This window comes from Pandoraea terrae (genome assembly GCF_902459695.1).
In the GTDB taxonomy this organism is placed as follows: Bacteria; Pseudomonadota; Gammaproteobacteria; order Burkholderiales; family Burkholderiaceae; genus Pandoraea; species Pandoraea terrae.
The window spans coordinates 54200-76450 of the sequence record NZ_CABPRZ010000013.1; the positions used below are offsets into that span (position 1 = coordinate 54200).

Annotated in this window: 17 protein-coding genes; 12 read left to right on the forward strand and 5 right to left on the reverse strand. The window is 65.0% G+C overall.

What is annotated here, in order from left to right; all coding sequences use genetic code 11:
• The first annotated feature begins 430 nt into the window (after positions 1 to 430).
• Positions 431 to 1240, forward strand: coding sequence for a MetQ/NlpA family ABC transporter substrate-binding protein (locus PTE30175_RS15880; protein ID WP_150698038.1), 810 nt, complete (start codon positions 431 to 433; stop codon positions 1238 to 1240).
• Positions 1241 to 1411: 171 nt separating this feature from the next.
• The gene (locus PTE30175_RS28255) at positions 1412 to 1573 is read left to right on the forward strand and encodes a hypothetical protein (RefSeq protein ID WP_191629099.1); all 162 of its coding nucleotides are present in this window, start codon (positions 1412 to 1414) and stop codon (positions 1571 to 1573) included.
• Between the two features lie 47 nt (positions 1574 to 1620).
• On the opposite strand, the gene prpR is transcribed toward PTE30175_RS28255, so the two are convergent.
• A complete protein-coding gene (gene prpR, locus PTE30175_RS15885) occupies positions 1621 to 3684 on the reverse strand; it encodes a propionate catabolism operon regulatory protein PrpR (protein ID WP_150698039.1) in 2064 nt (687 codons plus the stop codon).
• A 312-nt stretch (positions 3685 to 3996) separates the two neighbouring features.
• On the opposite strand from prpR, the gene prpB reads away from it, so the two are divergent.
• From prpB to PTE30175_RS15910, 5 genes are all read left to right on the forward strand, one after another.
• Positions 3997 to 4887 (forward strand): methylisocitrate lyase, encoded by an 891-nt coding sequence (gene prpB / locus PTE30175_RS15890; protein ID WP_150698040.1) that lies wholly within the window; start codon positions 3997 to 3999, stop codon positions 4885 to 4887.
• A gap of 26 nt (positions 4888 to 4913) precedes the next feature.
• Complete coding sequence (gene prpC / locus PTE30175_RS15895; RefSeq protein WP_150698041.1) at positions 4914 to 6077, forward strand: bifunctional 2-methylcitrate synthase/citrate synthase; 1164 nt, start codon at positions 4914 to 4916, stop codon at positions 6075 to 6077.
• A 111-nt stretch (positions 6078 to 6188) separates the two neighbouring features.
• Positions 6189 to 8786, forward strand: a complete 2598-nt coding sequence (gene acnD / locus PTE30175_RS15900; RefSeq protein WP_150698042.1) for a Fe/S-dependent 2-methylisocitrate dehydratase AcnD — start codon at positions 6189 to 6191, stop codon at positions 8784 to 8786.
• Positions 8787 to 8861: 75 nt separating this feature from the next.
• The gene (prpF, locus tag PTE30175_RS15905) at positions 8862 to 10052 is read left to right on the forward strand and encodes a 2-methylaconitate cis-trans isomerase PrpF (protein WP_150698043.1); all 1191 of its coding nucleotides are present in this window, start codon (positions 8862 to 8864) and stop codon (positions 10050 to 10052) included.
• A gap of 79 nt (positions 10053 to 10131) precedes the next feature.
• Positions 10132 to 11571, forward strand: coding sequence for a bifunctional 2-methylcitrate dehydratase/aconitate hydratase (locus PTE30175_RS15910; protein ID WP_150698044.1), 1440 nt, complete (start codon positions 10132 to 10134; stop codon positions 11569 to 11571).
• A gap of 26 nt (positions 11572 to 11597) precedes the next feature.
• On the opposite strand, the gene PTE30175_RS15915 is transcribed toward PTE30175_RS15910, so the two are convergent.
• The gene (locus tag PTE30175_RS15915) at positions 11598 to 12761 is read right to left on the reverse strand and encodes a glycerate kinase (protein ID WP_150698045.1); all 1164 of its coding nucleotides are present in this window, start codon (positions 12759 to 12761) and stop codon (positions 11598 to 11600) included.
• A 300-nt stretch (positions 12762 to 13061) separates the two neighbouring features.
• Here PTE30175_RS15915 and PTE30175_RS15920 point away from each other — a divergent pair, with 300 nt between their 5' ends.
• The 4 genes from PTE30175_RS15920 to glpK all read left to right on the forward strand — a co-directional run bounded on the left by PTE30175_RS15920 (position 13062) and on the right by glpK (position 17884).
• Positions 13062 to 13580 carry a hypothetical protein gene (locus tag PTE30175_RS15920; RefSeq protein ID WP_150698046.1) on the forward strand — a complete coding sequence of 173 codons (519 nt, stop codon included), beginning with the start codon at positions 13062 to 13064 and terminating at the stop codon, positions 13578 to 13580.
• A 74-nt stretch (positions 13581 to 13654) separates the two neighbouring features.
• Positions 13655 to 14488 carry a DeoR/GlpR family DNA-binding transcription regulator gene (locus PTE30175_RS15925; RefSeq protein ID WP_150698047.1) on the forward strand — a complete coding sequence of 278 codons (834 nt, stop codon included), beginning with the start codon at positions 13655 to 13657 and terminating at the stop codon, positions 14486 to 14488.
• Between the two features lie 234 nt (positions 14489 to 14722).
• Positions 14723 to 16297: a glycerol-3-phosphate dehydrogenase gene (gene glpD / locus PTE30175_RS15930; protein ID WP_150698134.1), complete on the forward strand. Its 1575-nt coding sequence runs from the start codon at positions 14723 to 14725 to the stop codon at positions 16295 to 16297.
• A gap of 90 nt (positions 16298 to 16387) precedes the next feature.
• Positions 16388 to 17884 (forward strand): glycerol kinase GlpK, encoded by a 1497-nt coding sequence (gene glpK, locus PTE30175_RS15935; protein WP_150698135.1) that lies wholly within the window; start codon positions 16388 to 16390, stop codon positions 17882 to 17884.
• A 704-nt stretch (positions 17885 to 18588) separates the two neighbouring features.
• On the opposite strand, the gene PTE30175_RS15940 is transcribed toward glpK, so the two are convergent.
• Both PTE30175_RS15940 and PTE30175_RS15945 read right to left on the reverse strand, forming a co-directional pair.
• Positions 18589 to 19296 carry a fumarylacetoacetate hydrolase family protein gene (locus PTE30175_RS15940; protein ID WP_150698048.1) on the reverse strand — a complete coding sequence of 236 codons (708 nt, stop codon included), beginning with the start codon at positions 19294 to 19296 and terminating at the stop codon, positions 18589 to 18591.
• 46 nt (positions 19297 to 19342) lie between these two features.
• Positions 19343 to 19765, reverse strand: coding sequence for a VOC family protein (locus PTE30175_RS15945; protein WP_150698049.1), 423 nt, complete (start codon positions 19763 to 19765; stop codon positions 19343 to 19345).
• A gap of 111 nt (positions 19766 to 19876) precedes the next feature.
• Here PTE30175_RS15945 and PTE30175_RS15950 point away from each other — a divergent pair, with 111 nt between their 5' ends.
• Positions 19877 to 20764 carry a LysR family transcriptional regulator gene (locus PTE30175_RS15950; protein ID WP_150698050.1) on the forward strand — a complete coding sequence of 296 codons (888 nt, stop codon included), beginning with the start codon at positions 19877 to 19879 and terminating at the stop codon, positions 20762 to 20764.
• Here PTE30175_RS15950 and PTE30175_RS15955 read toward each other — a convergent pair.
• Entirely contained in the window at positions 20683 to 22242 is a 1560-nt protein-coding gene (locus tag PTE30175_RS15955) for an efflux transporter outer membrane subunit (RefSeq protein WP_150698051.1), read from the reverse strand. The genes PTE30175_RS15950 and PTE30175_RS15955 overlap by 82 nt on opposite strands.
• Between the last annotated feature and the right edge of the window lie 9 nt (positions 22243 to 22251).

Below are 22251 nucleotides of genomic sequence, written 5' to 3' on the forward strand. Positions count from 1 at the left end.
CGCGCGATTAGTCCACTGAATCATTGAAATCGGACGGCGCTGGTCACGTGAGGCGGGCGGTCCGGGGCGTTGTCCCCTACGGGGACTTCCTTCGGGGCGCGCGACGTAATGGTTTTCTCGCGCCGGTGCCTGACACAACCGGCTTGAGGTTCAACGGGCCGGGCCACCCCCCGGCAATGGCGTCAGGGATCTCGTTCCGGCGACGACGCCCCTTCGGTTTTCGGAGGGGCTTTTTTGTTTTTGCGGCCGCGCCGACAGGTTCCTGCTTCGCGACCCGCCCAAATCCTGATATTCAAATGCCGATTAAGTATTTCTCGTAAACCCTAGGTTGTGGCAGCATCCGGGTTCGGGATTCGTCAGCCGAAACGGCGGCGAACCGGTGGCCCCTGGCGACCGGCCTCCCCAACGACCATGAAGGAGAAGAAAACCCATGCTGTCCCGCACCCTGATCAACGTGTTCCTCGGCGCCACGCTAACCGTCGCCTCGCTCGGCGCAACCGCCCAGACGGCCGCCAAGCCGCTTCGCGTTGGCACGATGGCCGGCTCGGACGCGCAGATCTTTGAAGTCGTCCAGAAAGTCGCCAAGAAGCGCGGCCTCGAAATCAAGCTGATCGAGTTCAGCGACTACGCACAGCCGAACGCCGCGCTGGACGCGGGCGATCTCGATGCCAACGGCTTCCAGCATCGTCCGTTCCTCGACAGCCAGGTCAAGGACCGCGGCTACAAGCTCGTCAGCGCGGGCCTGACCTATGTCTCGCCGCTGGGCTTCTATTCGAAGAAGTACAAGTCCCTCAAGGATCTGCCGAATGGCGCGAAGGTCGGTATTCAGAACGATCCGTCCAACGGCAACCGCGCGTTGCTCCTGCTGCAAAAGGAGGGTCTGATCAAGCTGCGCGCCGGCGCGGGCGTGAACGGCAAGAATGCCACACCGCTCGACGTTGCGGAGAATCCGAAAAAGCTCAAGCTTGTCGAACTTGAAGCCGCGCAGTTGCCGCGCGCCTTGCCGGACCTCGATGCCGCCTCGATCAACACGAACTTCGCGGCGCAGGCGGGGCTTGTGCCGCAACGCGATGCCATCGCGATCGAAGACCTGAAGGGGCCGTACGCCAACCTGATCGCCGTGCGCGCTGTCGACAAGGACAAGCCGTGGGTCAAGCAACTGGTCGACGCCTACCATTCGGACGAGGTGCGTGAATTCATCAAGACGCAGTTCAAGGGCGCGCTGATTCCGACGTTCTAAGCGTCGTACGTCTGCGCGCCGGCCGATGCCGGCCGTTGTGCCGACCGCCGGGGCCAATTCACCGTTGGCTCCGGTTTTTTTCATGCGTGCCGCAGAGACTGCGATTGGCGCATCCCGACGGGCAAGGCTTGACTACAATGAAAGCGTGACCTTCGCCTGCAGGAGGCGCGTATGACCATGGTGTCGTTTTCAATGATCGCCGTGGCGTTGCTTGTCGGCTTCGCCATCGGCATGCTCGTGGATCACTTCTGGGTGACACATCACGATGAAGCCCCTGCGCACAAGCGCATGGACTGGCATTCGATGTGGGACCGCATCCGTCACGGGCATTGAGCGCGGCCGTCCCGCGCCAGACGGACTGATTGCCGGCCGTGAACGCGTTATGCCGGCTGGCGGAGCTTGCGCCAAAGCGTCGAGCGGCTGATGCCGAGTTGCCGGCACGCCGCTTCCCGGTCGCCGCCGCACGCTGCGAGCGCGGCGTGAATACGTTCGAGCGCCTGCGCCTCGCGTAGCCGTTTGCCCGAAAGCGCCTGCATGGGTGCAACCGTTGCCAGCGCGCCAGCTGCGGCGCGCGGCAGGGATGCGTTTTCGCGCATTTTGTCCCCCGTCTCATCCCGCATATCGTCGATCGCGAACTCCGGCGCGATCTCCAGCAGGCGGGTCCGGTCGATCTCGCGGGGATCCTCCAGGTCGGCGCAGACCACGGCCACCCGCTCCAGCAGATTCTCCAGCTCCCGCACATTGCCGGGCCATCGATGCGCGCTCAGCACTGGCATCAGGGCGCGCAGCATCGCATCCGTGCCGAGCCGCGCACCGACCCGCGCCAATGCCCGGCCCAGCAGCAGACGCGCCAATTGCGGCAGGTCGTCGGCGCGATCGCGCAATGGCGGCAGTGTCAGCCGCAGGATGTTCAACCGATAATAAAGGTCCTCCCGGAAGGCGCCGGCCGCCACCTGGGCGCGCAAGTTGCGGTGCGTGGCCGCGATCACGCGCACGTCGCACGGCACCGGTTCGTTCGCGCCCAGACGCAGGACTTCCCGTTCCTGCAAGACACGCAGCAAGCGGGTTTGCAGCGGCATCGGCATCTCGCCGATTTCGTCGAGAAAAATGGTGCCGTTGTGGGCCGTCTCGAAGAGGCCCGCCTTGCCGCCGCGCCGCGCGCCGGTAAATGCGCCTTCCTCGTAGCCGAACAGCTCGCTTTCCAGCAACGTTTCCGGAAACGCCGCGCAGTTGATGGCCACGAACGGGTAGTCGCGGCGCGGACTTGCGTTGTGAATGCCCTGGGCCAGCAGCTCCTTGCCGGTACCGCTCTCGCCATGAATCAGGACGGTCGAGTCCGTCATGGCATAGCGGCGGGCGAGGGCGCGCGTTTGCGTCATGGCGGGGGACAGGCCCACGAGATCTTCCAGCCGGTAGCGCGCGACCAGATGACGCGGACGATGACGCGAGCGCAACGTGCGGTCCACGCGTGCAAATGCCTGCGAGTCCTGACAGGTCAACAGCGCGCCGCTCAGCGTGCCCTGGTCGAGCAGGGGAATGCGGTTGACGACGTATGTCTTGCCGGCCACGGTCACGATGCTTTCCAACTCGGGCTGGGCGCTTTCCAGCGTATCGGCGATGCCGAGGCCCGGCGCGACCTTGTCGAGCGCCAGGCCGACGACATCGGCAGGCGCGACGCCCAGCATGCGGGCCATGGACGCGTTGATCGCCTCGATGCGGCCGGTCAGGTCCACGGCCACGACGCCGTCACGCAAGTGACGCAAGACCGTGTCGAGACGCTCGCGGCGCTGCGCTTCGATGCGGCCGAAGCGGGCGACTTCCAGCGCCGTATCGAAGGCGGCGCGCACGGAGTCCTGCGAGTAGAGAAAGAAGCCCGTCATGCCGGCACGTTCGGCAAGTTCAGTCACCAGACCGGGCCCGACGACGGCTTCGATCCCTTCGCCGCGCAAGGCCAGCACGAGATCTTCGGCATCATGGGCATCGCGATAGGTGTGCTGCTCGACGTCGAGGCCGAAGGCCGCCTTGAAGCGCTCGAACTCCTGGGCCGGCCGTTCGAACGAAACGAGTGCGATACGTGACGACACGCGGCGCGCGCGCGAAAGCGCCTGCATGACGTCGAAACCTGTCACTTTGACGAGTACGACGGGCAGCGCCAGCCGTTCGCGCAGATATGCGCCATTGGAGCCGGCGGCGATCACGCCGTCGACAGTGCCGGGCGGCAGTTTCGACAGCGCCTCGACGGCGGCGTCGAAACCTTTGTCTATGATCTGAATATCGGCGTGGGCGGCATAGTCGGGCACGATGTCCTGATAAAGCTCGCCCAGTTTGCTGATGCCCACGGCCAGGATGACGGGCTTGCGGGTCGAAGCCAACGTTGCGCCGCCTGGAAAAACGCGTGGCGGTGTAGCGCGTACGGAAACGGGGGGCAGGGCGTTGGCGGACATGGCGTCTCGGCAGAACAGGGCGGTAGCGGGGGGGGCGACGGCCGTCACCCGGACCGTCGCGCGATGTTTCATCTTAGCACGTCGCGTTTCATTTTTTGTTTCATGTTTCAAAATGAAATGACGGTTGCGACATCCGGTGGTGTTTCGTCCTCGTCATGCCTGTCGCGTTCCGCTCGGCCGGACGTGAATTTCGTCAACAAAATGAAGGCGATAGCGTTTGTCGGAGGCGTGCGCCTGCGGGATTTTGCCGGGCTGGCATACCTCTTGCATATTGATACGCAATTTTCGACTCGATCAGACAGGGGAATTATCGTGACAACACAATTTCGCTCGGCGGGCGCCGCGTTCCGCGAAGCGGTCAAGACGGAGCAGCCGTTGCAGGTGGTCGGCGCGATCAACGCCAACCATGCACTGTTGGCCAAGCGTGCCGGTTTCAAGGCGATCTACCTGTCGGGTGGCGGCGTTGCCGCAGGCTCGCTCGGTCTGCCTGATCTCGGCATTTCCACGCTCGACGACGTACTCACCGACGTGCGCCGTATTACCGACGTCTGCGACCTGCCGTTGCTGGTCGACGTCGACACCGGTTTCGGTCCGTCGGCCTTCAACATTGCGCGCACGGTCCAGTCGCTGATCAAGTTCGGCGCAGGTGCGATGCATATTGAAGACCAGGTCGGCGCAAAGCGCTGCGGCCACCGTCCCGGCAAGGCAATCGTCTCGCAAGGCGAGATGGTCGACCGTATCAAGGCCGCTGTCGATGCCCGCACGGATGACGATTTCGTCATCATGGCGCGCACCGACGCGCTGGCCGTCGAAGGCTTGCAAGCGGCCATCGACCGCGCCTGTGCATGTGTGGAGGCGGGCGCCGACATGATCTTCCCGGAAGCGATGACGGACCTGACCATGTACCGCCAGTTTGTCGACGCCGTGAAGGTGCCGGTGCTGGCCAACATCACCGAATTCGGCGCTACCCCGCTGTTCACGACCGACGAGCTGCAGGGCGCGGGCGTGAGTCTGGTACTGTACCCGCTGTCGGCATTCCGTGCGATGAACCGCGCCGCCGAGAACGTCTATCAAGCGATCCGCCGCGACGGTACGCAGCAGGCGGTCGTCGATACGATGCAAACGCGCGCGCAACTGTACGAAAGCATTGGCTATCACGATTACGAACAAAAGCTGGACGCCCTGTTCGCCCAGCAAAAGTAACGATTCAACGATTCTTGGAGGAAAGCATGAGCGAGACGAACGAGACCAGCGCAACCGGCTTCAAGCCGAAGAAATCCGTGGCCCTGTCGGGCGTGACCGCGGGCAATACGGCGCTGTGCACGGTGGGCCGGTCGGGCAACGATCTGCACTATCGCGGCTATGACATCCTGGATGTGGCCCAGACGTGCGAATTCGAAGAAATCGCCCACCTGCTGGTGCACGGCAAGTTGCCGACGGTGGCCGAACTGGCCAGCTACAAAACCAAGCTCAAGGCCCTGCGCGGCCTGCCGGAAGCGGTCAAGGCGGCGCTCGAATGCGTGCCGGCCGCCGCACACCCGATGGACGTGATGCGCACCGGCGTGTCGGTGCTCGGCACCGTTCTGCCGGAGAAGGACGATCATGCCCTGCCGGGCGCGCGCGACATCGCCGACCGCCTGATGGCGAGCCTCGGTTCGATGCTGTTGTACTGGTATCACTTCAGCCACAATGGCCGCCGCATCGAAGTGGAAACGGACGACGATTCGATCGGCGGACACTTCCTGCACCTGCTGCACGGCGAAAAGCCGTCGGAGATGTGGGTCAAGGCGATGCACACGTCGCTGAACCTGTACGCCGAGCATGAATTCAACGCCTCGACGTTTACGGGCCGCGTCATTGCCGGCACCGGATCGGATATCTACTCGGCCATTACCGGCGCGATTGGCGCGTTGCGCGGCCCGAAACACGGCGGCGCGAACGAAGTCGCCTTCGAGACCCAGAAGCGCTACGACTCACCGGACGAAGCGGAAGCTGACATCCGCCGCCGCGTGGAGAACAAGGAAGTCGTTATCGGCTTCGGTCACCCGGTGTACACGGTCAGCGATCCGCGCAACAAGGTGATCAAGGAAGTGGCGCGCGAGCTGTCGCAGGCGCAGAGCAACATGAAGATGTTCGACATTGCCGAACGCCTCGAAACGGTAATGTGGGACATCAAGAAGATGTTCCCGAACCTCGACTGGTTCTCGGCAGTCAGCTATCACATGATGGGCGTGCCGACTGCGATGTTTACGCCGTTGTTTGTGATCGCGCGCACTTCGGGTTGGAGCGCGCACATCATCGAGCAGCGCATCGACAACAAGATCATCCGACCGAGCGCGAACTATACTGGCCCGGACGATCTGAAGTTCGTGCCGATCAAGGATCGCAAGTAACCGAGCCGGCTGCCGGTTTGCTCCCCTGTATCGCCTGTGGGAGAAGGGGGGCATTGGCCGCAAAGCACGGCCGATCCCCCCTTGATCATTTCTACCTTTATTCCCTACGTCATGAACACTGCAAACCGCAAACCGCTGCCCGGCACACAGCTGGATTTCTTCGACACGCGTGCCGCTGTCGAGGCGATCGCGCCGGGCGCGTATGACAAATTGCCTTACACGTCGCGCGTGCTGGCCGAGAACCTCGTGCGCCGCTGCGACCCCGCCACGCTGAGCGCATCGCTCGCGCAAATCATCGAACGCAAGCGCGAGCTCGATTTCCCCTGGTTCCCCGCGCGCGTGGTTTGCCATGACATTCTTGGCCAGACCGCGCTGGTTGACCTCGCCGGCCTGCGCGACGCGATCGCCGCCGAGGGCGGGGATCCGGCCATGGTCAACCCGGTCGTGCCGACGCAGCTGGTGGTGGACCACTCGCTGGCCGTCGAGTGCGGCGGCTTCGATCCCGACGCGTTCGAGAAGAACCGCGCCATCGAGGATCGCCGCAACGAGGACCGCTTCGATTTCATCAATTGGACCAAGAAGGCGTTCAAGAACGTCGACGTCATTCCGCCGGGCAACGGCATCCTGCACCAGATCAACCTCGAGCGCATGAGCCCGGTGGTGCAGGTCAAGGACGGCGTGGCCTTCCCGGATACCCTCGTCGGCACCGACTCCCACACCCCGATGGTGGACGCGCTGGGCGTGATCGCCGTCGGCGTGGGCGGCCTGGAAGCCGAAAGCGTGATGTTAGGCCGTGCCTCCTGGATGCGTCTGCCGGATATCATCGGTGTCGAGCTGAGCGGCAAACCGCAGCCGGGTATCACCGCAACGGACATTGTGCTGGCGCTGACCGAGTTCCTGCGCAAGGAAAAGGTCGTGTCGTCCTACCTCGAGTTCTACGGCGAGGGCGCCTCCCACCTGACGCTGGGTGACCGCGCGACCATCGCCAACATGGCGCCGGAGTTCGGTTCCACCGCCGCGATGTTCTACATCGACGAGCAGACCATCAAGTACCTCAAGCTCACGGGCCGCGACGACGCGCTGGTCAAGCTCGTGGAAACCTACGCCAAGGAAACCGGCCTTTGGGCGGACAGCCTGAAGCATGCCGAGTACGAGCGCGTCTTGCGCTTTGACCTGTCGAGCGTGGTGCGCAACATTGCCGGTCCGTCCAATCCGCACAAGCGCGTGCCGACCTCGGAACTGGCTGCGCGCGGCATCAGCGGCAAGGTCGAGAACGCGCCGGGCCTGATGCCGGACGGCGCCGTGATCATCGCCGCCATTACGAGCTGTACCAACACCAACAACCCGCGCAACATGATTGCCGCCGGGCTGCTGGCGCGCAACGCCAATCAGCGCGGCCTCACGCGCAAGCCGTGGGTGAAGAGCTCGCTGGCGCCGGGCTCCAAGGCCGTTACGCTGTATCTGGAAGAGGCGACGCTGCTGCCGGAACTGGAACAGTTGGGTTTTGGCGTCGTGGCCTATGCCTGCACCTCCTGCAACGGCATGTCCGGCGCGCTCGATCCGGTGATTCAGCAGGAAATCGTTGAGCGCGATCTGTACGCCACCGCCGTGCTCTCCGGCAACCGGAACTTCGACGGCCGTATCCACCCGTATGCCAAGCAGGCCTTCCTGGCTTCGCCGCCCCTGGTGGTGGCCTACGCCATTGCCGGCACGATTCGTTTCGATATCGAGAAAGACGTCCTCGGCATCGATGCCGACGGCAAACCGGTGACCCTCAAGGATATCTGGCCGTCGGATGAGGAAATCGACGCCATCGTCGCCGCCAGCGTGAAGCCGGAGCAGTTCCGCAAGGTGTACGAGCCGATGTTCGCCGTAACGGCCGACACGGGCGAGAAGGCCAGCCCGCTGTATGACTGGCGCCCGATGAGCACCTACATTCGCCGTCCGCCCTATTGGGAAGGGGCGCTGGCAGGGGAGCGCACCCTGAAGGGCATGCGCCCGTTGGCGGTGCTGCCGGACAACATCACCACCGACCACCTGTCGCCGTCCAACGCCATCATGCTCGACAGCGCTGCCGGCGAATATCTGGCGAAGATGGGCCTGCCGGAGGAGGACTTCAACTCCTACGCGACGCACCGCGGGGATCACCTGACCGCCCAGCGCGCCACCTTTGCCAACCCGAAGCTGTTCAACGAAATGGTGACGGAGAACGGCAAGGTCAAGCAGGGCTCGCTGGCCCGCGTCGAGCCGGAAGGCAAGGTGATGCGCATGTGGGAAGCGATCGAGACCTACATGGAGCGCAAGCAGCCGCTGATCATCGTCGCCGGCGCCGACTATGGGCAGGGCTCGTCGCGTGACTGGGCCGCCAAGGGCGTGCGCCTGGCCGGTGTCGAATCGATCGTCGCGGAAGGTTTCGAACGCATTCACCGCACCAACCTGGTCGGCATGGGCGTGCTGCCGCTGGAGTTCAAGCCCGGCGTCAACCGCACGACGCTGGCCATCGACGGCACCGAGACTTACGATGTGATCGGCGAGCGCAAGCCGCGCGCCGACCTCACGCTCCTGATCCATCGCAGGAATGGCGAGCGTCTGGAAGTGCCGGTGACCTGCCGCCTCGACACCGCGGAAGAAGTGTCGATCTACGAAGCCGGCGGCGTATTGCAGCGTTTCGCGCAGGACTTCCTCGAATCGTCGGAAGCGGCAGCTTAAGTCAGCGCAGACTTCGTGTCCGGGCGGTACAGTGACGTATCGCCCGGACGCGCGTCTCATCAGGACAATATTTCGATGGCTCACGTACCTCAGATCAAGATTCCCGCCACCTACATGCGTGGCGGCACCAGCAAAGGCGTGTTCTTCCGCCTGCAGGACTTGCCCGAAGCCGCACAAGTGCCCGGCGCTGCGCGCGACGCACTGTTGATGCGCGTCATCGGCAGCCCCGACCCCTATGCCAAGCAGATCGACGGCATGGGCGGGGCGACCTCGAGCACCAGCAAGACGGTCATCGTCGCGCGAAGCAGCAAGCCCGATCACGACGTCGATTATCTGTTCGGCCAGGTTTCCATCGACCAGGCGTTCGTCGACTGGAGCGGTAACTGCGGCAATCTGTCCGCTGCGGTGGGGCCGTTCGCCATCAGCGGCGGACTGGTCGACGCCAGCCGTGTCCCGCAAGACGGTGTTGCCACCGTACGCATCTGGCAGGCGAATATCGGCAAGACCATCATTGCGCACGTGCCCATGACTGGAGGCGCCGTGCAGGAAACCGGTGATTTCGAGCTCGACGGCGTGACGTTCCCTGCTGCGGAAGTGCAGCTCGAGTTCCTGGATCCGGCGGCCGAGGAAGATGGCGCCGGCGGTGCGATGTTCCCCACCGGCCATCTGGTCGACGATCTCGAAGTGCCGGGCATCGGCACGCTGAAAGTCACGATGATCAATGCCGGCATCCCGACCATCTTCGTGAACGCGGAAGCCATCGGCTACACGGGCACCGAGCTGCAGGACGCCATCAACGGCAACCCGGAAGCCCTGGCGAAGTTCGAGACCATTCGCGCCTACGGCGCAGTGCGCATGGGCCTCATCAAGCACATCGACGAGGCCGCGACGCGGCAGCATACGCCGAAGGTCGCCTATGTTGCCAAGCCGGCCGCTTACACGGCGTCGAGCGGCAAGGCGGTTGCGGCAGGCGACGTCGACCTGCTCGTGCGCGCCCTGTCGATGGGCAAGCTGCATCACGCCATGATGGGCACGGCCGCCGTGGCCATCGGCACTGCCGCGGCGATACCGGGCACGCTGGTGAATCTCGCCGCCGGCGGCGGGGCGCGCGACGCGGTGCGCTTCGGCCATCCGTCCGGCACGTTGCGCGTCGGCGCGGCCGCCAGTCAGGCCGATGGCGAATGGATCGTGACCAAGGCGATCATGAGCCGCAGCGCTCGCGTGCTGATGGAAGGTTGGGTGCGTGTTCCCGGGGACGCATTCTGACGAACAGGCCCGCGGGCCGGGCAACGCGAGCCCGATATTAGCGTGAGCCGGCCCCGGGCCAGCGTGGGAGATCGCCATCATGTCTGCCAAACACACCGGTCCGGACCAGGTTCTGGTCGACATTGCGGACTATGTCACGCGGTACAAGATTGCGAGTGAACTGGCCTACGACACGGCCCGCAACTGTCTGATCGACACGCTCGGCTGCGGCCTGGAAGCCCTGTCGTTCCCGGCGTGCACCAAGCTGATGGGCCCGATCGTGGCGGGCACGGTCGTGCCCAACGGGGCCCGGGTGCCGGGCACGCAGTTCCAGCTCGATCCGGTCCAGGCTGCGTTCAACATCGGCGCGATGATCCGCTGGCTGGACTTCAACGACACGTGGCTGGCGGCCGAATGGGGCCACCCGTCGGACAACCTGGGTGGCATCCTGGCGACCGCCGACTGGCTCTCGCGCAACAACGTCGCCGACGGCCGCAAGCCGCTGACGATGAAGGACGTGCTCACCGCGATGATCAAGGCCCATGAAATCCAGGGCTGCATCGCGCTGGAAAATTCATTCAACAAGGTCGGCCTGGACCATGTCGTGCTGGTCAAGGTCGCAACGACTGCGGTGGTCACACAGATGCTGGGCCTGTCGCACCACGAGATCGTCAACGCTTTGTCGCTGGCGTGGGTCGACGGCCAGAGCCTGCGCACGTATCGTCACGCCCCCAACACCGGCAGCCGCAAAAGCTGGGCCGCGGGCGACGCCACCAGCCGCGCGGTGCGCCTGGCGTTGATTGCCCGGACCGGTGAGATGGGCTATCCGTCGGTGCTCACGGCCAGGACCTGGGGCTTCTACGACGTGCTGTTCAAGGGCCAGCCGTTCAGGTTCCAGCGTCCCTACGGCACGTACGTGATGGAAAACGTGCTCTTCAAGATATCCTTCCCGGCCGAATTTCACGCGCAGACCGCCGTGGAAGCCGCCATGGCGCTGCACGGACTGCTGGCCGAGCGCGGCAGGACCGCGGCCGACATCCGCAAAGTCACGATCCGCACGCATGAAGCGGCAATTCGCATCATCGACAAGCAGGGGCCGCTGGGCAATCCGGCGGACCGCGACCATTGCATCCAGTACATGGTGGCCGTGCCGCTGATCTTCGGTCGCCTCACCGCCGGGGATTATGAGGACGATGTCGCGCGTGATCCGCGCATCGACGCGCTGCGCGACAAGATTGTCTGCGTGGAAGATCCGCAGTTCACGGCCGACTATCACGATCCGGAAAAGCGCTCGATCGCGAACGCGTTGACGGTCGAGTTCAACGACGGACAGACGTTAAACGAAATCGTCGTCGAGTACCCGATCGGCCACAAACGGCGCCGCGCAGAGGGCATTCCGCTGTTGGTGGAGAAGTTCAAGACCCATCTGGCGCATCGTTTCCCGCCGCGGCAGCAAGCGCACATTCTTGAAGTGGCGCTGGATCAGCGCAGGCTCGAAGCGATGCCCGTGCATCACTTCGTCGACCTGCTCGTGATCTAGGGCCTGTTCACGAACAGGCCCTGGTCCTATGCCTTGTGGCCTTGCGCGCTGAGGTACTTGAGGCGGGCCATTTGTTCCGCGCTATCGGTGAGCAAGCTGGCCGCGTCGGCGATGCACTTTTCCAGCGTGGTCGGCCCGAACGTCAACGAGAAGCAGCCCGAGAACACGCGCGAGAGGCTTTCCAGTGCGCTGCGGTCGATCGCGCCCGACAACAGCGATGCGCTCGCCCCCGCCTTGATGGCGACCTGGGCCGCGATCATCGGCGTCTTGCCCGACAGGGTTTGCCCGTCGCTGCGGCCTTCGCCCGTGATCAACCAGTCGGCGCCTTCCACGGCTTGCGGCAGACCGACGCGTTCGGCCACGACCTCCGCGCCCGAACGGAACTGCGCGCCCAACAGGTGCAGCGCGAAACCAAGGCCGCCGGCCGCGCCCGCACCGGCGCGGCTCGCCGCTTCGCTCGCCCTGAACGCGGCCTGCGCCTTTTGCGCAAAATGGGAGATGGCATGATCGAGCGGTTCGACCTGTGCCGGAGTCACGCCTTTTTGCGGCCCGAAGATCGCCGTCGCGCCTTGCGTGCCGCTCAACGGATTGTTGACGTCCGACATGGCGATGATTTCGCAGTCTTTCAGGCGGGCATCGAGACCGGCCAAGTCGATCGACGCGACGCGATGCAGCGCGGCGGGCACCGGCGACACGGCTTCGCCGTTTTCGTCGAGCAGACGGGCGCCGAGGCCGACGAGCAGGCCTGCGCCGCCATCGTTCGTGCTGCTGCCGCCCAGGCCGATCAGTACGCGGCGCGCGCCGGAATCGAGCAGCGCGCGCAGCAGTTCGCCGAGACCGACCGTGGTGCGTTCGGCGACGGGCGTTTGCATACCGACGGGGTCGGTGATGCTGACGACGTTCGCCGATTCCAGCACGCCGGTGCCGTCAGGCATGACGCCGAATTCGGCCGTGACCGAGGCCTGACCCGCGCCGCGCACCGACAGCGGCACACGATGGCCGCCGGCCGAAAGCAGGGCGTCGAGCGTGCCTTCGCCGCCGTCGGCCATTGGCCGCAGCCGAAGGTCGGCCTGTGGCAGGGCGCGGGCGATGCCCTCGGCGATGGCCTTGGCCACCTCGGGAGCGGTCAGCGAACCTTTGAAGGAATCGGGGGCGATGACGACGACAGGCGCAAGCACGTTACTGGACATGGCAATCGGGACACGGCAAACAGAGTTGAAAGGGTACGCGGCGGCATGGGCCGTCGCGCCAGGCAGTGTGACAGAAACCAGCAATATACGCGATTCGGGGCAGCGCGCATTGCGCGAATTGCCATGCTGTGAATAACACGGTTAAGATGAGCGCCCAAAGACATCCATCGGCGTGCACGGGGAAAGTGCTGCGTGACGGCGCCCTGCGGGGGCGCGCCGGCAGGAAACAGGTCGGCAGCGAGGTCGTTTTGCAACGCGGCAGAGCGTCGTTGGCGGACCGATAAAAAAAGTGGAGCGGGCATGAGATCAGCGGATAACGGGGTGGGGTACGGACCGCAGGCCTGGGCGACGCACGGCCGTTGGCGGCAGGCAAGTCTTGGCGCACGCCATGCCGCCCTCGGGCTGGCGCTGACGGCGTTGCTTGCCGCCTGTGCGCCCGCGTGCGGGCCGAAAGCCGCCGATGAACCGCCGGGCACGCCCACATCCACCGAGGCCGGTGTCGTGACCGAAACCCTGCCGCCCGAGCGCGACTCCGTCGCAGATTTGCGCGCGCTTGGCCCGCGCTGGCAAGGCGTGGCCGCCAAGCCGGTCGCACGTATCGCGTCCTGCACGACTCGCGCCTGGAAGCAAAGTGTGCCGGGCGCTCGGGTGGAGCCGGTGCCGACGGCCGCGGGCCAATCCTTGCACCTGAGCTCGGCAGATGACGGCGTTCTCGCGGTACTCGACCTCAAGACGCGCCGTGACGGCAGCGAGAGCGTCCTGTTCGTCGGCGGCGCCGCACCCGAGTCGATTCTCTCGAGCCTGCGCAGTTGCCTTTGACCGCAGTTGCCTTTGACGATCCGCCCGGGCACGATGTTCGCATATCCCGTCCATCTCTCATACCGAACGTCTCGATGCCGAACGCCGAAACTCATGCCACCGCCGTTGCCAGCGCTTCCGAGCTGCCGGGCGATGCGGATATTGCCGCAGGCCTGAATGTTCGCCAACAGGCGTTGTTCGAAGCGGTACGGCGCGACGGATTTCTCACGGTCGAAAACCTCGCGGTAAATTTCGACGTTACGCCGCAGACGATCCGGCGCGACATCCATTTGCTGGCCGAGCGCAAGCTGGTACGCCGTTATCACGGCGGCGTCGGCCTGCCCGGCGGCGCCGAAAACGAAGCGTACGATGCCCGCCAGTCGTTGCTGACCGACGAAAAGCAGCGTATTGCGGCCGCGCTGGCCGCACAGATTCCGGACCACGCATCGCTGTTCATCAATATCGGCACGACCACCGAAGCGGTGGCGCGCGCACTGTCGCGCCATCGCGGCCTGCGCGTGATCACCAACAATCTGCATGTGGCCGCCATGATGAGCGGCTATCCCGACGCGGAAGTCATCATCGCCGGCGGCGTGGTGCGCGCACGCGATCAGGGGGTGACCGGCGAGGCGACGCTCGATTTCATTCGTCAGTTTCGCGTCGATTTCGGCATCATCGGCATTTCCGCCATCGATCCGGACGGCACGTTGCGCGATTTCGATTACCGGGAGGTGCGCGTGGCCGAAGCGATCATCGCCCATTCGCGTACGGTCTATCTTGCTGCCGATCATTCCAAATTCGGACGTTCGGCGCTGGTGCGTCTGGGACACCTGTCGCAAGTGGACGCCCTGTTTACCGATTGTCCGATACCGCCCGAGATGGCCAGCGTGTTGCAGGATGCCGGCACGCGGGTATTTGTGGCGACCTGACCGGATGGCGTGCGCGGAGCGCCGTGTCATTCGATCTGGTTTGTTGTAAAACGAACATTTCCGAGGGTTTTTATTCGAAATCGAAGTCGTATTTTCGTATTTTCTGTTAAAATCCGCGTACATGTTCGAAATCGAACATTCCAACCTGGCCCGGCGTGATTGTGCCTCCCAGTCCGACGCGATGATCCGGCGGGGGCGCCCGTGCGGGGCATTGACTGGAGCGATATCTTGCAAATCCCCGAGACGTCTGGCGATCCGCTTGCCAAGGGCGCCGGCCCTTACGATCTGCTGGTCGTGGGGGGCGGCATCAACGGCGCCGGCATCGCGCGCGATGCCGTCGGCCGCGGCCTGTCGGTGTTGCTGGTCGAACAGGATGATCTCGCCGCGCACACATCGTCGGCGAGTACAAAGCTGATTCATGGCGGCCTGCGCTACCTCGAGTATTACGAATTCGGCCTGGTGCGCAAGGCACTGCAGGAGCGCGAGGTGTTGCTGCGCCTGGCGCCGCATATCATGTGGCCGCTGCGTTTCGTCATGCCACACATGCCCGACTTGCGTCCGGCATGGCTGATCCGCGCTGGACTCTTCCTCTACGATCATCTGGCGCGCCGCGAACGGTTGCCCGGGTCGCGCGGCATCGATATGCGCCGCCATCCGGCCGGCGCGCCGTTGCGCGGCGATATTCGGCGCGGCTTCGTTTATTCCGACGGTTGGGTGCAGGACGCGCGTCTCGTGGTGCTCAATGCGCAGGATGCCGCGGAACGTGGCGGCACGGTGCTTACCCGCACGCGCCTCGTTGGTGCCGAGCGCGGCGAGGCGTTCTGGACCGCGCAACTGCAGGCGTCCGAAGGCGGTCCGGTCCGCGAGGTGCGCGCACGCGCGATCGTCAACGCCGCAGGGCCGTGGGTCGGTCATCTGCTCGGCGACGTGTTGCGCCAATCCGCCGCGTACAAGGTGCGGATGGTCAAGGGCAGCCACATCGTCACGCGCAAGCTCTTCGACCACGATCACGCCTACATCTTCCAGAACCGCGACAAGCGCATCATCTTCGCGATTCCGTTCGAGTCCGAATTCACACTGATCGGCACGACCGACATCGAGTACGAAGGCGATCCGGCGCAGGTGCGTATCAGCGATGACGAGATCCACTATCTTTGCGCGTGCGCCAGCGAGTACTTCACCCGGCCGGTCACGCCGGAGGATGTCGTGTGGACGTATGCCGGGGTGCGGCCGCTGCTCGAAGAAGAAGTGGCGAATCCGTCGGCGGTCACGCGCGACTACAAACTTGAACTTGACGCACCGGGGACGCGCGCGCCGCTGTTGTCGGTGTTCGGCGGCAAGATCACGACGTACCGCCGGCTGGCCGAAGAAGCGTTGTCGCTGCTGCGCGAACCGTTGGGAATCACGAAAACAGACTGGACGATGGCGGCGCCGCTGCCGGGGGGCGACATGCCGGGCGCCGACGCGGCACGGTATCTTGACGCACTGCGCAAGCAGTATCCTTGGCTGCCGGAGACACTGGCGCGCCGCTACACACGCACATACGGCACCCGTACGGCGGTGTTGCTCGCTGACGCCCGCGCCCTCGGCGATCTTGGCGCGTGCCTGTTCGGCGACCTGTACGAGGCGGAGTTGCGGTATCAGGTGCGTCATGAATGGGCGCGCGCGGCGGAGGATGTGCTGTGGCGCCGCACGAAGCTCGGCTTGCACGCCGGCGCAGAGGGCGCGGCGCGCGTGCAAGCCTGGCTCGACGCCCATCGCCGCACGGATTCCGTGCACGCGCCCGCGACGCGATCCACGCCGGCTTGAGCGCCGGGGCGGCCCGTGCGTCAACCGTGACGGACGACAACAGAAGACAACGACATGGCGAACGTCGTGGGTTCGCCGGGAGACAGCCGTATGCCGGGACCCTATATCCTCGCCTTCGATCAGGGCACTACCAGTTCGCGCGCTTTGTTGTTCGACCGTACAGGTGCGGTCGTGGCATCGGCGCAGAAGGAATTTCGCCAGATCTACCCGCATCCGGGATGGGTCGAACATGATCCCCGGGAAATCTGGTCGACGCAGGCCGGCGTCGCTGCCGAGGCGCTGACGCGCGCGCACGCCGGCGGCCGGGACATCGCGGCGATCGGCATTACGAACCAGCGCGAGACCACGATCGTATGGGACCGCCGCACCGGTGAGCCGGTGTACAACGCGATCGTCTGGCAGGATCGGCGCACCGCCGACTTCTGCGACCAGTTAAAGGCGCGCGGCGCCGAGGCTTTGGTGCGCGAGCGCACCGGCCTGATCGTGGACGCCTACTTCTCGGGCAGCAAGATCCGCTGGATCCTCGACAATGTGCCGGGCGCACGCGCGTTAGCCGTTGCCGGGCACCTGGCGTTCGGCACGGTCGACACGTGGCTCGCCTGGCATCTGAGCGCCGGCAAGCTGCACGTCACCGACGTCTCGAACGCTTCTCGCACGATGCTGTTCAACATCCATACGCTCGATTGGGATGACGAACTGCTTGCGCTGCTCGATATCCCGCGGTTGATGCTGCCGACGGTCCGTTCGTCGAGCGAGGTCTACGGACATACCACGACGCAGTGGCTGTCGGCCAACGTGCCGATCGCGGGCATCGCCGGCGATCAGCAGGCGGCATTGTTCGGCCAATTGTGCCTGCAGCCCGGCATGGTCAAGAACACATACGGCACCGGCTGCTTCATGGTCATGAACACGGGCGGTGCGCCGCAGATGTCGGGCCACAATCTGTTGACGACGGTCGCATGGAAAATCGGCGAGCGCGTCGATTACGCGCTCGAAGGCAGCATCTTCATTGGCGGCGCCGTTGTGCAATGGTTGCGCGATGGTCTCGGCATCATCCGCCACTCGCGCGACGTCGAGGCCTTGGCGACCACGGTGCCCGATGCCGGCGGTGTCGTGCTCGTGCCGGCGTTCGCCGGGCTTGGCGCACCGCATTGGCAGCCGCGTGCGCGAGGCACGCTGTTCGGTGTGACGCGCGGCACGACGTCCGCGCATATCGCGCGCGCGGCGCTCGACAGTATCGCCTTCCAGACACTCGATGTCCTGCGCGCAATGGAGGCCGATGCGGGCCTGCATGTTTCAGAATTGCGCGTCGATGGCGGCGCGGCGGCGAACGATCTGTTGATGCAGTGGCAGGCCGACTTGCTTGGCAGCGATGTGGTGCGCCCGAACGTGATCGAGACGACGGCGCTTGGCGCGGCGTACCTCGCGGGATTGGCCGTCGGCTACTGGCCGGACCTCGCCGCGTTGCAGGACCAATGGCAATTGCAACGCCGCTTCGTGCGGCAATTGCCGCACGAAGCGGTCGATGCGGCTGTCAAAAGCTGGCAGCGCGCGATTCGCGCGGCCAAGGCGTGGGCCGAGGACTAGCGCGAACAGGCCCTAACGCGCGCCAGTGCAACGATGCACGCGACGCCCGACCAGCACGGCGCGCGGTTGCGCAATTACGGCGCTGTGCTTGCGGTGCCGCCAGCTCGCGCAGCGAACACGTTGTGGCCGGACCGCCGAAAGTGCGCGATCGCACGGACTTCTGACGCAGGGCCCCGTTTGGCGCATTTGCATGATGCCCCCCCACGTAATATTGGACTGCCGAATCGGCAGGCGGATGAAGAAGTGCAATCCGTCCGCGTCCGGGGCGCGTCCTGATGAGATGTGAATTCGGGCGTGCCGAGCCATGTGGCGTGCATGGCGATTTTCCCGAAGTCTTTTTGCCCTACCGGCGTTCATCCCGGGGCGGACGGTTTGCACGAGAGATAGTGCGAGAAGCGTGCCAGCGCAGCTAAGCGCTTGAATTTCCTGGTTTTGTCTGGAAGCGGTCGTGCGGCCTCCGGTGCGGAAGCACGGAAACGTTTCACCTTTGATATGGGGTGGGGGCGAGCGCGGGGCGGCCATCCGAAAATTCTCTTCGAAATTCTGACCGCAAAATAGGCAAAGCTCTTGACAGCCTGTGCCGGCGGGGGTTTCCGGTAGGCGGGGGGGAGTTATTCAAAGGGTTATCAACAGCGCTTGTGGATATCCGGGCGCGCCGCGCCGCCGGCGCGGGCCGCGGCCCGGAAAAAACATAGCGATCCTGATCAGCGCGCGGCAGGCCTGGCGCCGATCGTGAACGCAATCTCACCGACGCCGACGACGCCGCCGGCAATCTTGTCGCCCGGTTGGAGCGCGCCGACGCCGGCGGGCGTGCCCGTAAAGATCAGATCGCCGGCTTCCAGACGCACGCTGCGCGAAATTTCGACGATCAAATCGGCCACCGGCCAGATCAGTTCGTCGAGGTCGCCATGTTGACGCGGTGCGCCGTTGACGTCGAGCCAGATGCGCCCGCTCGCCGGGTGGCCGATCTGCAGGGCCGGGCGTAGCGGGCCGCACGGCGCGGAGGCGTCGAATGCCTTGCCCCAGTCCCATGGCCGGCGCGTGTCCTTGGCTTCCTGCTGCAGATCGCGGCGCGTGAGGTCGACGCCGACGCCATAGCCCCATACATGTTTGAGCGCGTCACCGCTGTCGATGCCGGCGCCGCCCTGGCCGATCGCCACGACGAGTTCGATTTCGTGGTGCAGATCCGACGTGAGCGGCGGATAAGGCAGCGTACCCGCGGCTGCGACAACCGCGTCTGCCGGCTTCATGAAGAAGAATGGCGGTTCGCGATCCGGATTGCTGCCCATTTCACGCGCATGCGCGGCATAGTTGCGGCCGACGCAGAATACGCGGCGCACGGGGAAACGAGCGTCGCTGCCCGCGATGGCGACGGATGCCTGAGGTGCGGGTTCAAATACGTATTGGCTCATGTGAACACTTGGTTTTGGAGAGGAAGCGGAATCGTTTGCGGGCGCACTATTTCGCAAATACCTGGGAAAAGTCGTTGAACGCCTTGAATTCGAGCGCGTTGCCTGCGGGATCGAAAAAGAACATCGTCGCCTGTTCGCCGACCTGCCCGGCGAAGCGCACATGCGGCTCGATCTCGAAGCGCGTGCCGGCCGCCCGCAGGCGATCCGCCAGCGCAAGCCACGACGTCATGTCAAGAATAACGCCGAAATGCGGCACGGGCACATCGTTGCCGTCGACTGGATTGGACGTGCGAACCTCCGCGCGCGGCGCCGTCAAATGCGCGACCAGTTGATGGCCGAAGAAATCGAAATCAATCCAGTGATCGGCACTGCGGCCCTCGGGGCAGCCCAGCACGCCGCCGTAGAAGCGGCGGGCGGCGTCGAGGTCGTCAACGGGAAACGCGAGGTGGAACAGCGGCTGCGTGGACATGGAAGCTCCGTGGGGTGGAAAACATTGTCAAAGGTTCCAGTGGATTTTATCCATCAATAAAATTAATATAAAACGAATAATTTGGCGGCTGAGCCACAGAATTTTCGATCGATGATCCGATATCTCAAAACCTTTGTGACGGCGGCCGAAACGGCGTCGTTTTCTGCAGCAGGGGCGCGGCTGGGTCTGACGCAGTCTGCCGTCAGCGCACAGATCCAGCGGCTGGAAGACGATCTGGGCTGCCAGTTGTTCGAGCGCACCGGGCGCGCGGTCACGCTGTCGGACGACGGCCGGCGGCTGCTGGCGCAAGCCCGCGGGATCGTGGGCGCGTATCGTGCGATGCGGGGCGAGGCGGGGCAGCACGGCGTGCAGGCAGCGGTGGCGCCGATCGATCTCGGTGCGATCCTGACCGTCCAGATGGGGGTGCTGCCGGGGGCGGTGCGCCGCTGGTGGGCACGGGGGGCGCCGCCGCATCTGAACATCGTGCCGGGGATGTCGGTGCAATTGCTCGGGCAGATCGATGCGCGCGAACTTGACGTTGCTGTCGTGATCAAGCCGCGTCTCGGGATTCCGTCCGACTTGAAATGGCTGACGTTGATGCATGAGCATTATGTCGCCATTGCGCCGAAATCCGCGCGCGGCGAACTCGGCGACTGGGCGCGCGACCTGCCGTTCCTGCGTTATAACCGGCGATCCTACGGCGGGTATTTGGTCGACACATTCTTGCGCCGGCACAAGGTGTGGGTGCGCGATGGTGTCGAACTGGACGAGCCGGAGGTGATCCTGCGCATGGTGCGTCAACGGTTGGGATGGTCGATCGTTCCGTCGTCGCTGATCGGCGCAGCGCGGGCGGCAGGCGTGCGCTCGCTGCCGTTGCCCGGCGCACCGCTTTTGCGCGAGATTGGCGTGCTGGCGCGTCAGTCTGCGTTGAAGCGGGCGCCGGTCGCGTCGCTCGTGGAATGCCTGGTCGAGGAGGCGGGGGCGCTCGCCGCCGGGTGATCCGTCTCCTGCCAGCCGCCACCGAGTGCCTGGAACAGCGCAGCCGTATCCGCAAGCCGTGCACCTTGCGCCTCGCGCTGGGCGCGTGCGGTGTCCAGCGCCTGGCGTTGCGCATCCAGCAGGGCGAGTTGGCTGATGCCGCCGGCGCGATAACGGGCCTCCGAAATGCGCCATGCGCGATCCGCGCGCGTGGCGGCCTCGCTACGCGCCTGCAGCGTTTGCGCGTCGGATTCGAGCGTTCGCAGCGCGTCAGCCACCTGCACGAATCCCTGCAGCACGGTCTGTTGATAGTTGGCGAGCGCGGCGTCGTAGGCGGCCACGGCACTGCGGCGCTCGGCGCGCAATTGGCCGCCACGGAAGATCGGCTGCAACAGGCTCATGCCAATGTTCCAGACGTTCACGCTGTCGGCCAGATCCGCCGCCCGGGTGCGCTGCGAACCGAAGCTGCCGGTCAGCGTGAACCGCGGGTAAAGATTCGCCGTAGCGACGCCGACGTCGGCCGACGCCCGGTGCAGCAGCGCTTCGGAAGCCCGCACATCGGGACGGCGGCGAGCGAGCGCGGACGGCAGGACAAGCGGCAGGTCCTCCGGCAGTTGAAGCGAATGGAGCGTCAACTCAGGAGAGGCAAAGGTGCCGGGCGGTTGCCCCAGATACAAGGCGAGCTGGTGGTCGAGTTGCGCAATCTGCTGCCGCAGGGCGGGCAGCGTCGCCGCTGTTTGCGCAACGAGACTTTGCTGGTTCTCTACATCGAGTTGCGCGACGCCGCCGGCCGACAACCGTTCTTGCGTGATCGACAATTGTTGTGTCTGGGCGGCCAGCGCACCCTCGGCGGCGCTGAGTTGTGCACGCAGCGAAGCCCGCCGGATCGCCGCGGTCACGACATTGGCCGCCAGCGCGAGGCGTGCCGCTTCCCATTGAAAGCGCGCGTAGTCGGTCTGGGCGGCCAAGCCTTCAAGTGTGCGCCGGTTCGCGCCGAAAATGTCGAGCGTGTACGACACGTCGACGGATGCGTTGTACAGCGAAAACGGTCCGGGATTCGGCACGCTCGTGATGCCGAACGAGGCAAGGTCGACCTGCTGCCGCTTGGCTGACAGGTTCAAATCGGCGGATGGCCACCGGGTGCCGCCGGCGCGCGCGGCGTAATCTTCCTGCGCCTGGCGCAATTTGGCAACGGCTGCTACGAGCGTCGGGCTGGCGGCGAGCGCATCGGCGACCAGGCGGTCGAGCCCGGGGGAGCCGAAGCGCGTCCACCAGTCAACGGGGACCATCGCCCCGGCGTCGAAGCGTTGCGCGGCGCCTTGCGGACTGTCGGCGGCGGCCGTCCCCGGAGGTTGCGTGCCGGCCGTGTATTGCGCGACGGACGGGGCGGCCGGCGTGTGGAAGTCCGGACCGACCGCGCAGCTGACGAGGGCTGAGAGGGCAGGGAGGGCAGTGAAGCCGATGGCGAGACACCGGGCCCATCGTCGCAACGAATCCATTGCCTGTCC

What these genes read in the sequence shown, in the direction of transcription:
- PTE30175_RS15880 (WP_150698038.1), top strand. Translation starts at nt 431, where the DNA reads ATGCTGTCCCGCACCCTGATCAACGTGTTCCTCGGCGCCACGCTAACC.
- PTE30175_RS28255 (WP_191629099.1), top strand. Translation starts at nt 1,412, where the DNA reads ATGACCATGGTGTCGTTTTCAATGATCGCCGTGGCGTTGCTTGTCGGC.
- prpR (WP_150698039.1), bottom strand. Translation starts at nt 3,684, where the DNA reads ATGTCCGCCAACGCCCTGCCCCCCGTTTCCGTACGCGCTACACCGCCA.
- prpC (WP_150698041.1), top strand. Translation starts at nt 4,914, where the DNA reads ATGAGCGAGACGAACGAGACCAGCGCAACCGGCTTCAAGCCGAAGAAA.
- acnD (WP_150698042.1), top strand. Translation starts at nt 6,189, where the DNA reads ATGAACACTGCAAACCGCAAACCGCTGCCCGGCACACAGCTGGATTTC.
- prpF (WP_150698043.1), top strand. Translation starts at nt 8,862, where the DNA reads ATGGCTCACGTACCTCAGATCAAGATTCCCGCCACCTACATGCGTGGC.
- PTE30175_RS15910 (WP_150698044.1), top strand. Translation starts at nt 10,132, where the DNA reads ATGTCTGCCAAACACACCGGTCCGGACCAGGTTCTGGTCGACATTGCG.
- PTE30175_RS15915 (WP_150698045.1), bottom strand. Translation starts at nt 12,761, where the DNA reads ATGTCCAGTAACGTGCTTGCGCCTGTCGTCGTCATCGCCCCCGATTCC.
- PTE30175_RS15920 (WP_150698046.1), top strand. Translation starts at nt 13,062, where the DNA reads ATGAGATCAGCGGATAACGGGGTGGGGTACGGACCGCAGGCCTGGGCG.
- PTE30175_RS15925 (WP_150698047.1), top strand. Translation starts at nt 13,655, where the DNA reads ATGCCGAACGCCGAAACTCATGCCACCGCCGTTGCCAGCGCTTCCGAG.
- glpK (WP_150698135.1), top strand. Translation starts at nt 16,388, where the DNA reads ATGCCGGGACCCTATATCCTCGCCTTCGATCAGGGCACTACCAGTTCG.
- PTE30175_RS15940 (WP_150698048.1), bottom strand. Translation starts at nt 19,296, where the DNA reads ATGAGCCAATACGTATTTGAACCCGCACCTCAGGCATCCGTCGCCATC.
- PTE30175_RS15945 (WP_150698049.1), bottom strand. Translation starts at nt 19,765, where the DNA reads ATGTCCACGCAGCCGCTGTTCCACCTCGCGTTTCCCGTTGACGACCTC.
- PTE30175_RS15950 (WP_150698050.1), top strand. Translation starts at nt 19,877, where the DNA reads ATGATCCGATATCTCAAAACCTTTGTGACGGCGGCCGAAACGGCGTCG.
- PTE30175_RS15955 (WP_150698051.1), bottom strand. Translation starts at nt 22,242, where the DNA reads ATGGATTCGTTGCGACGATGGGCCCGGTGTCTCGCCATCGGCTTCACT.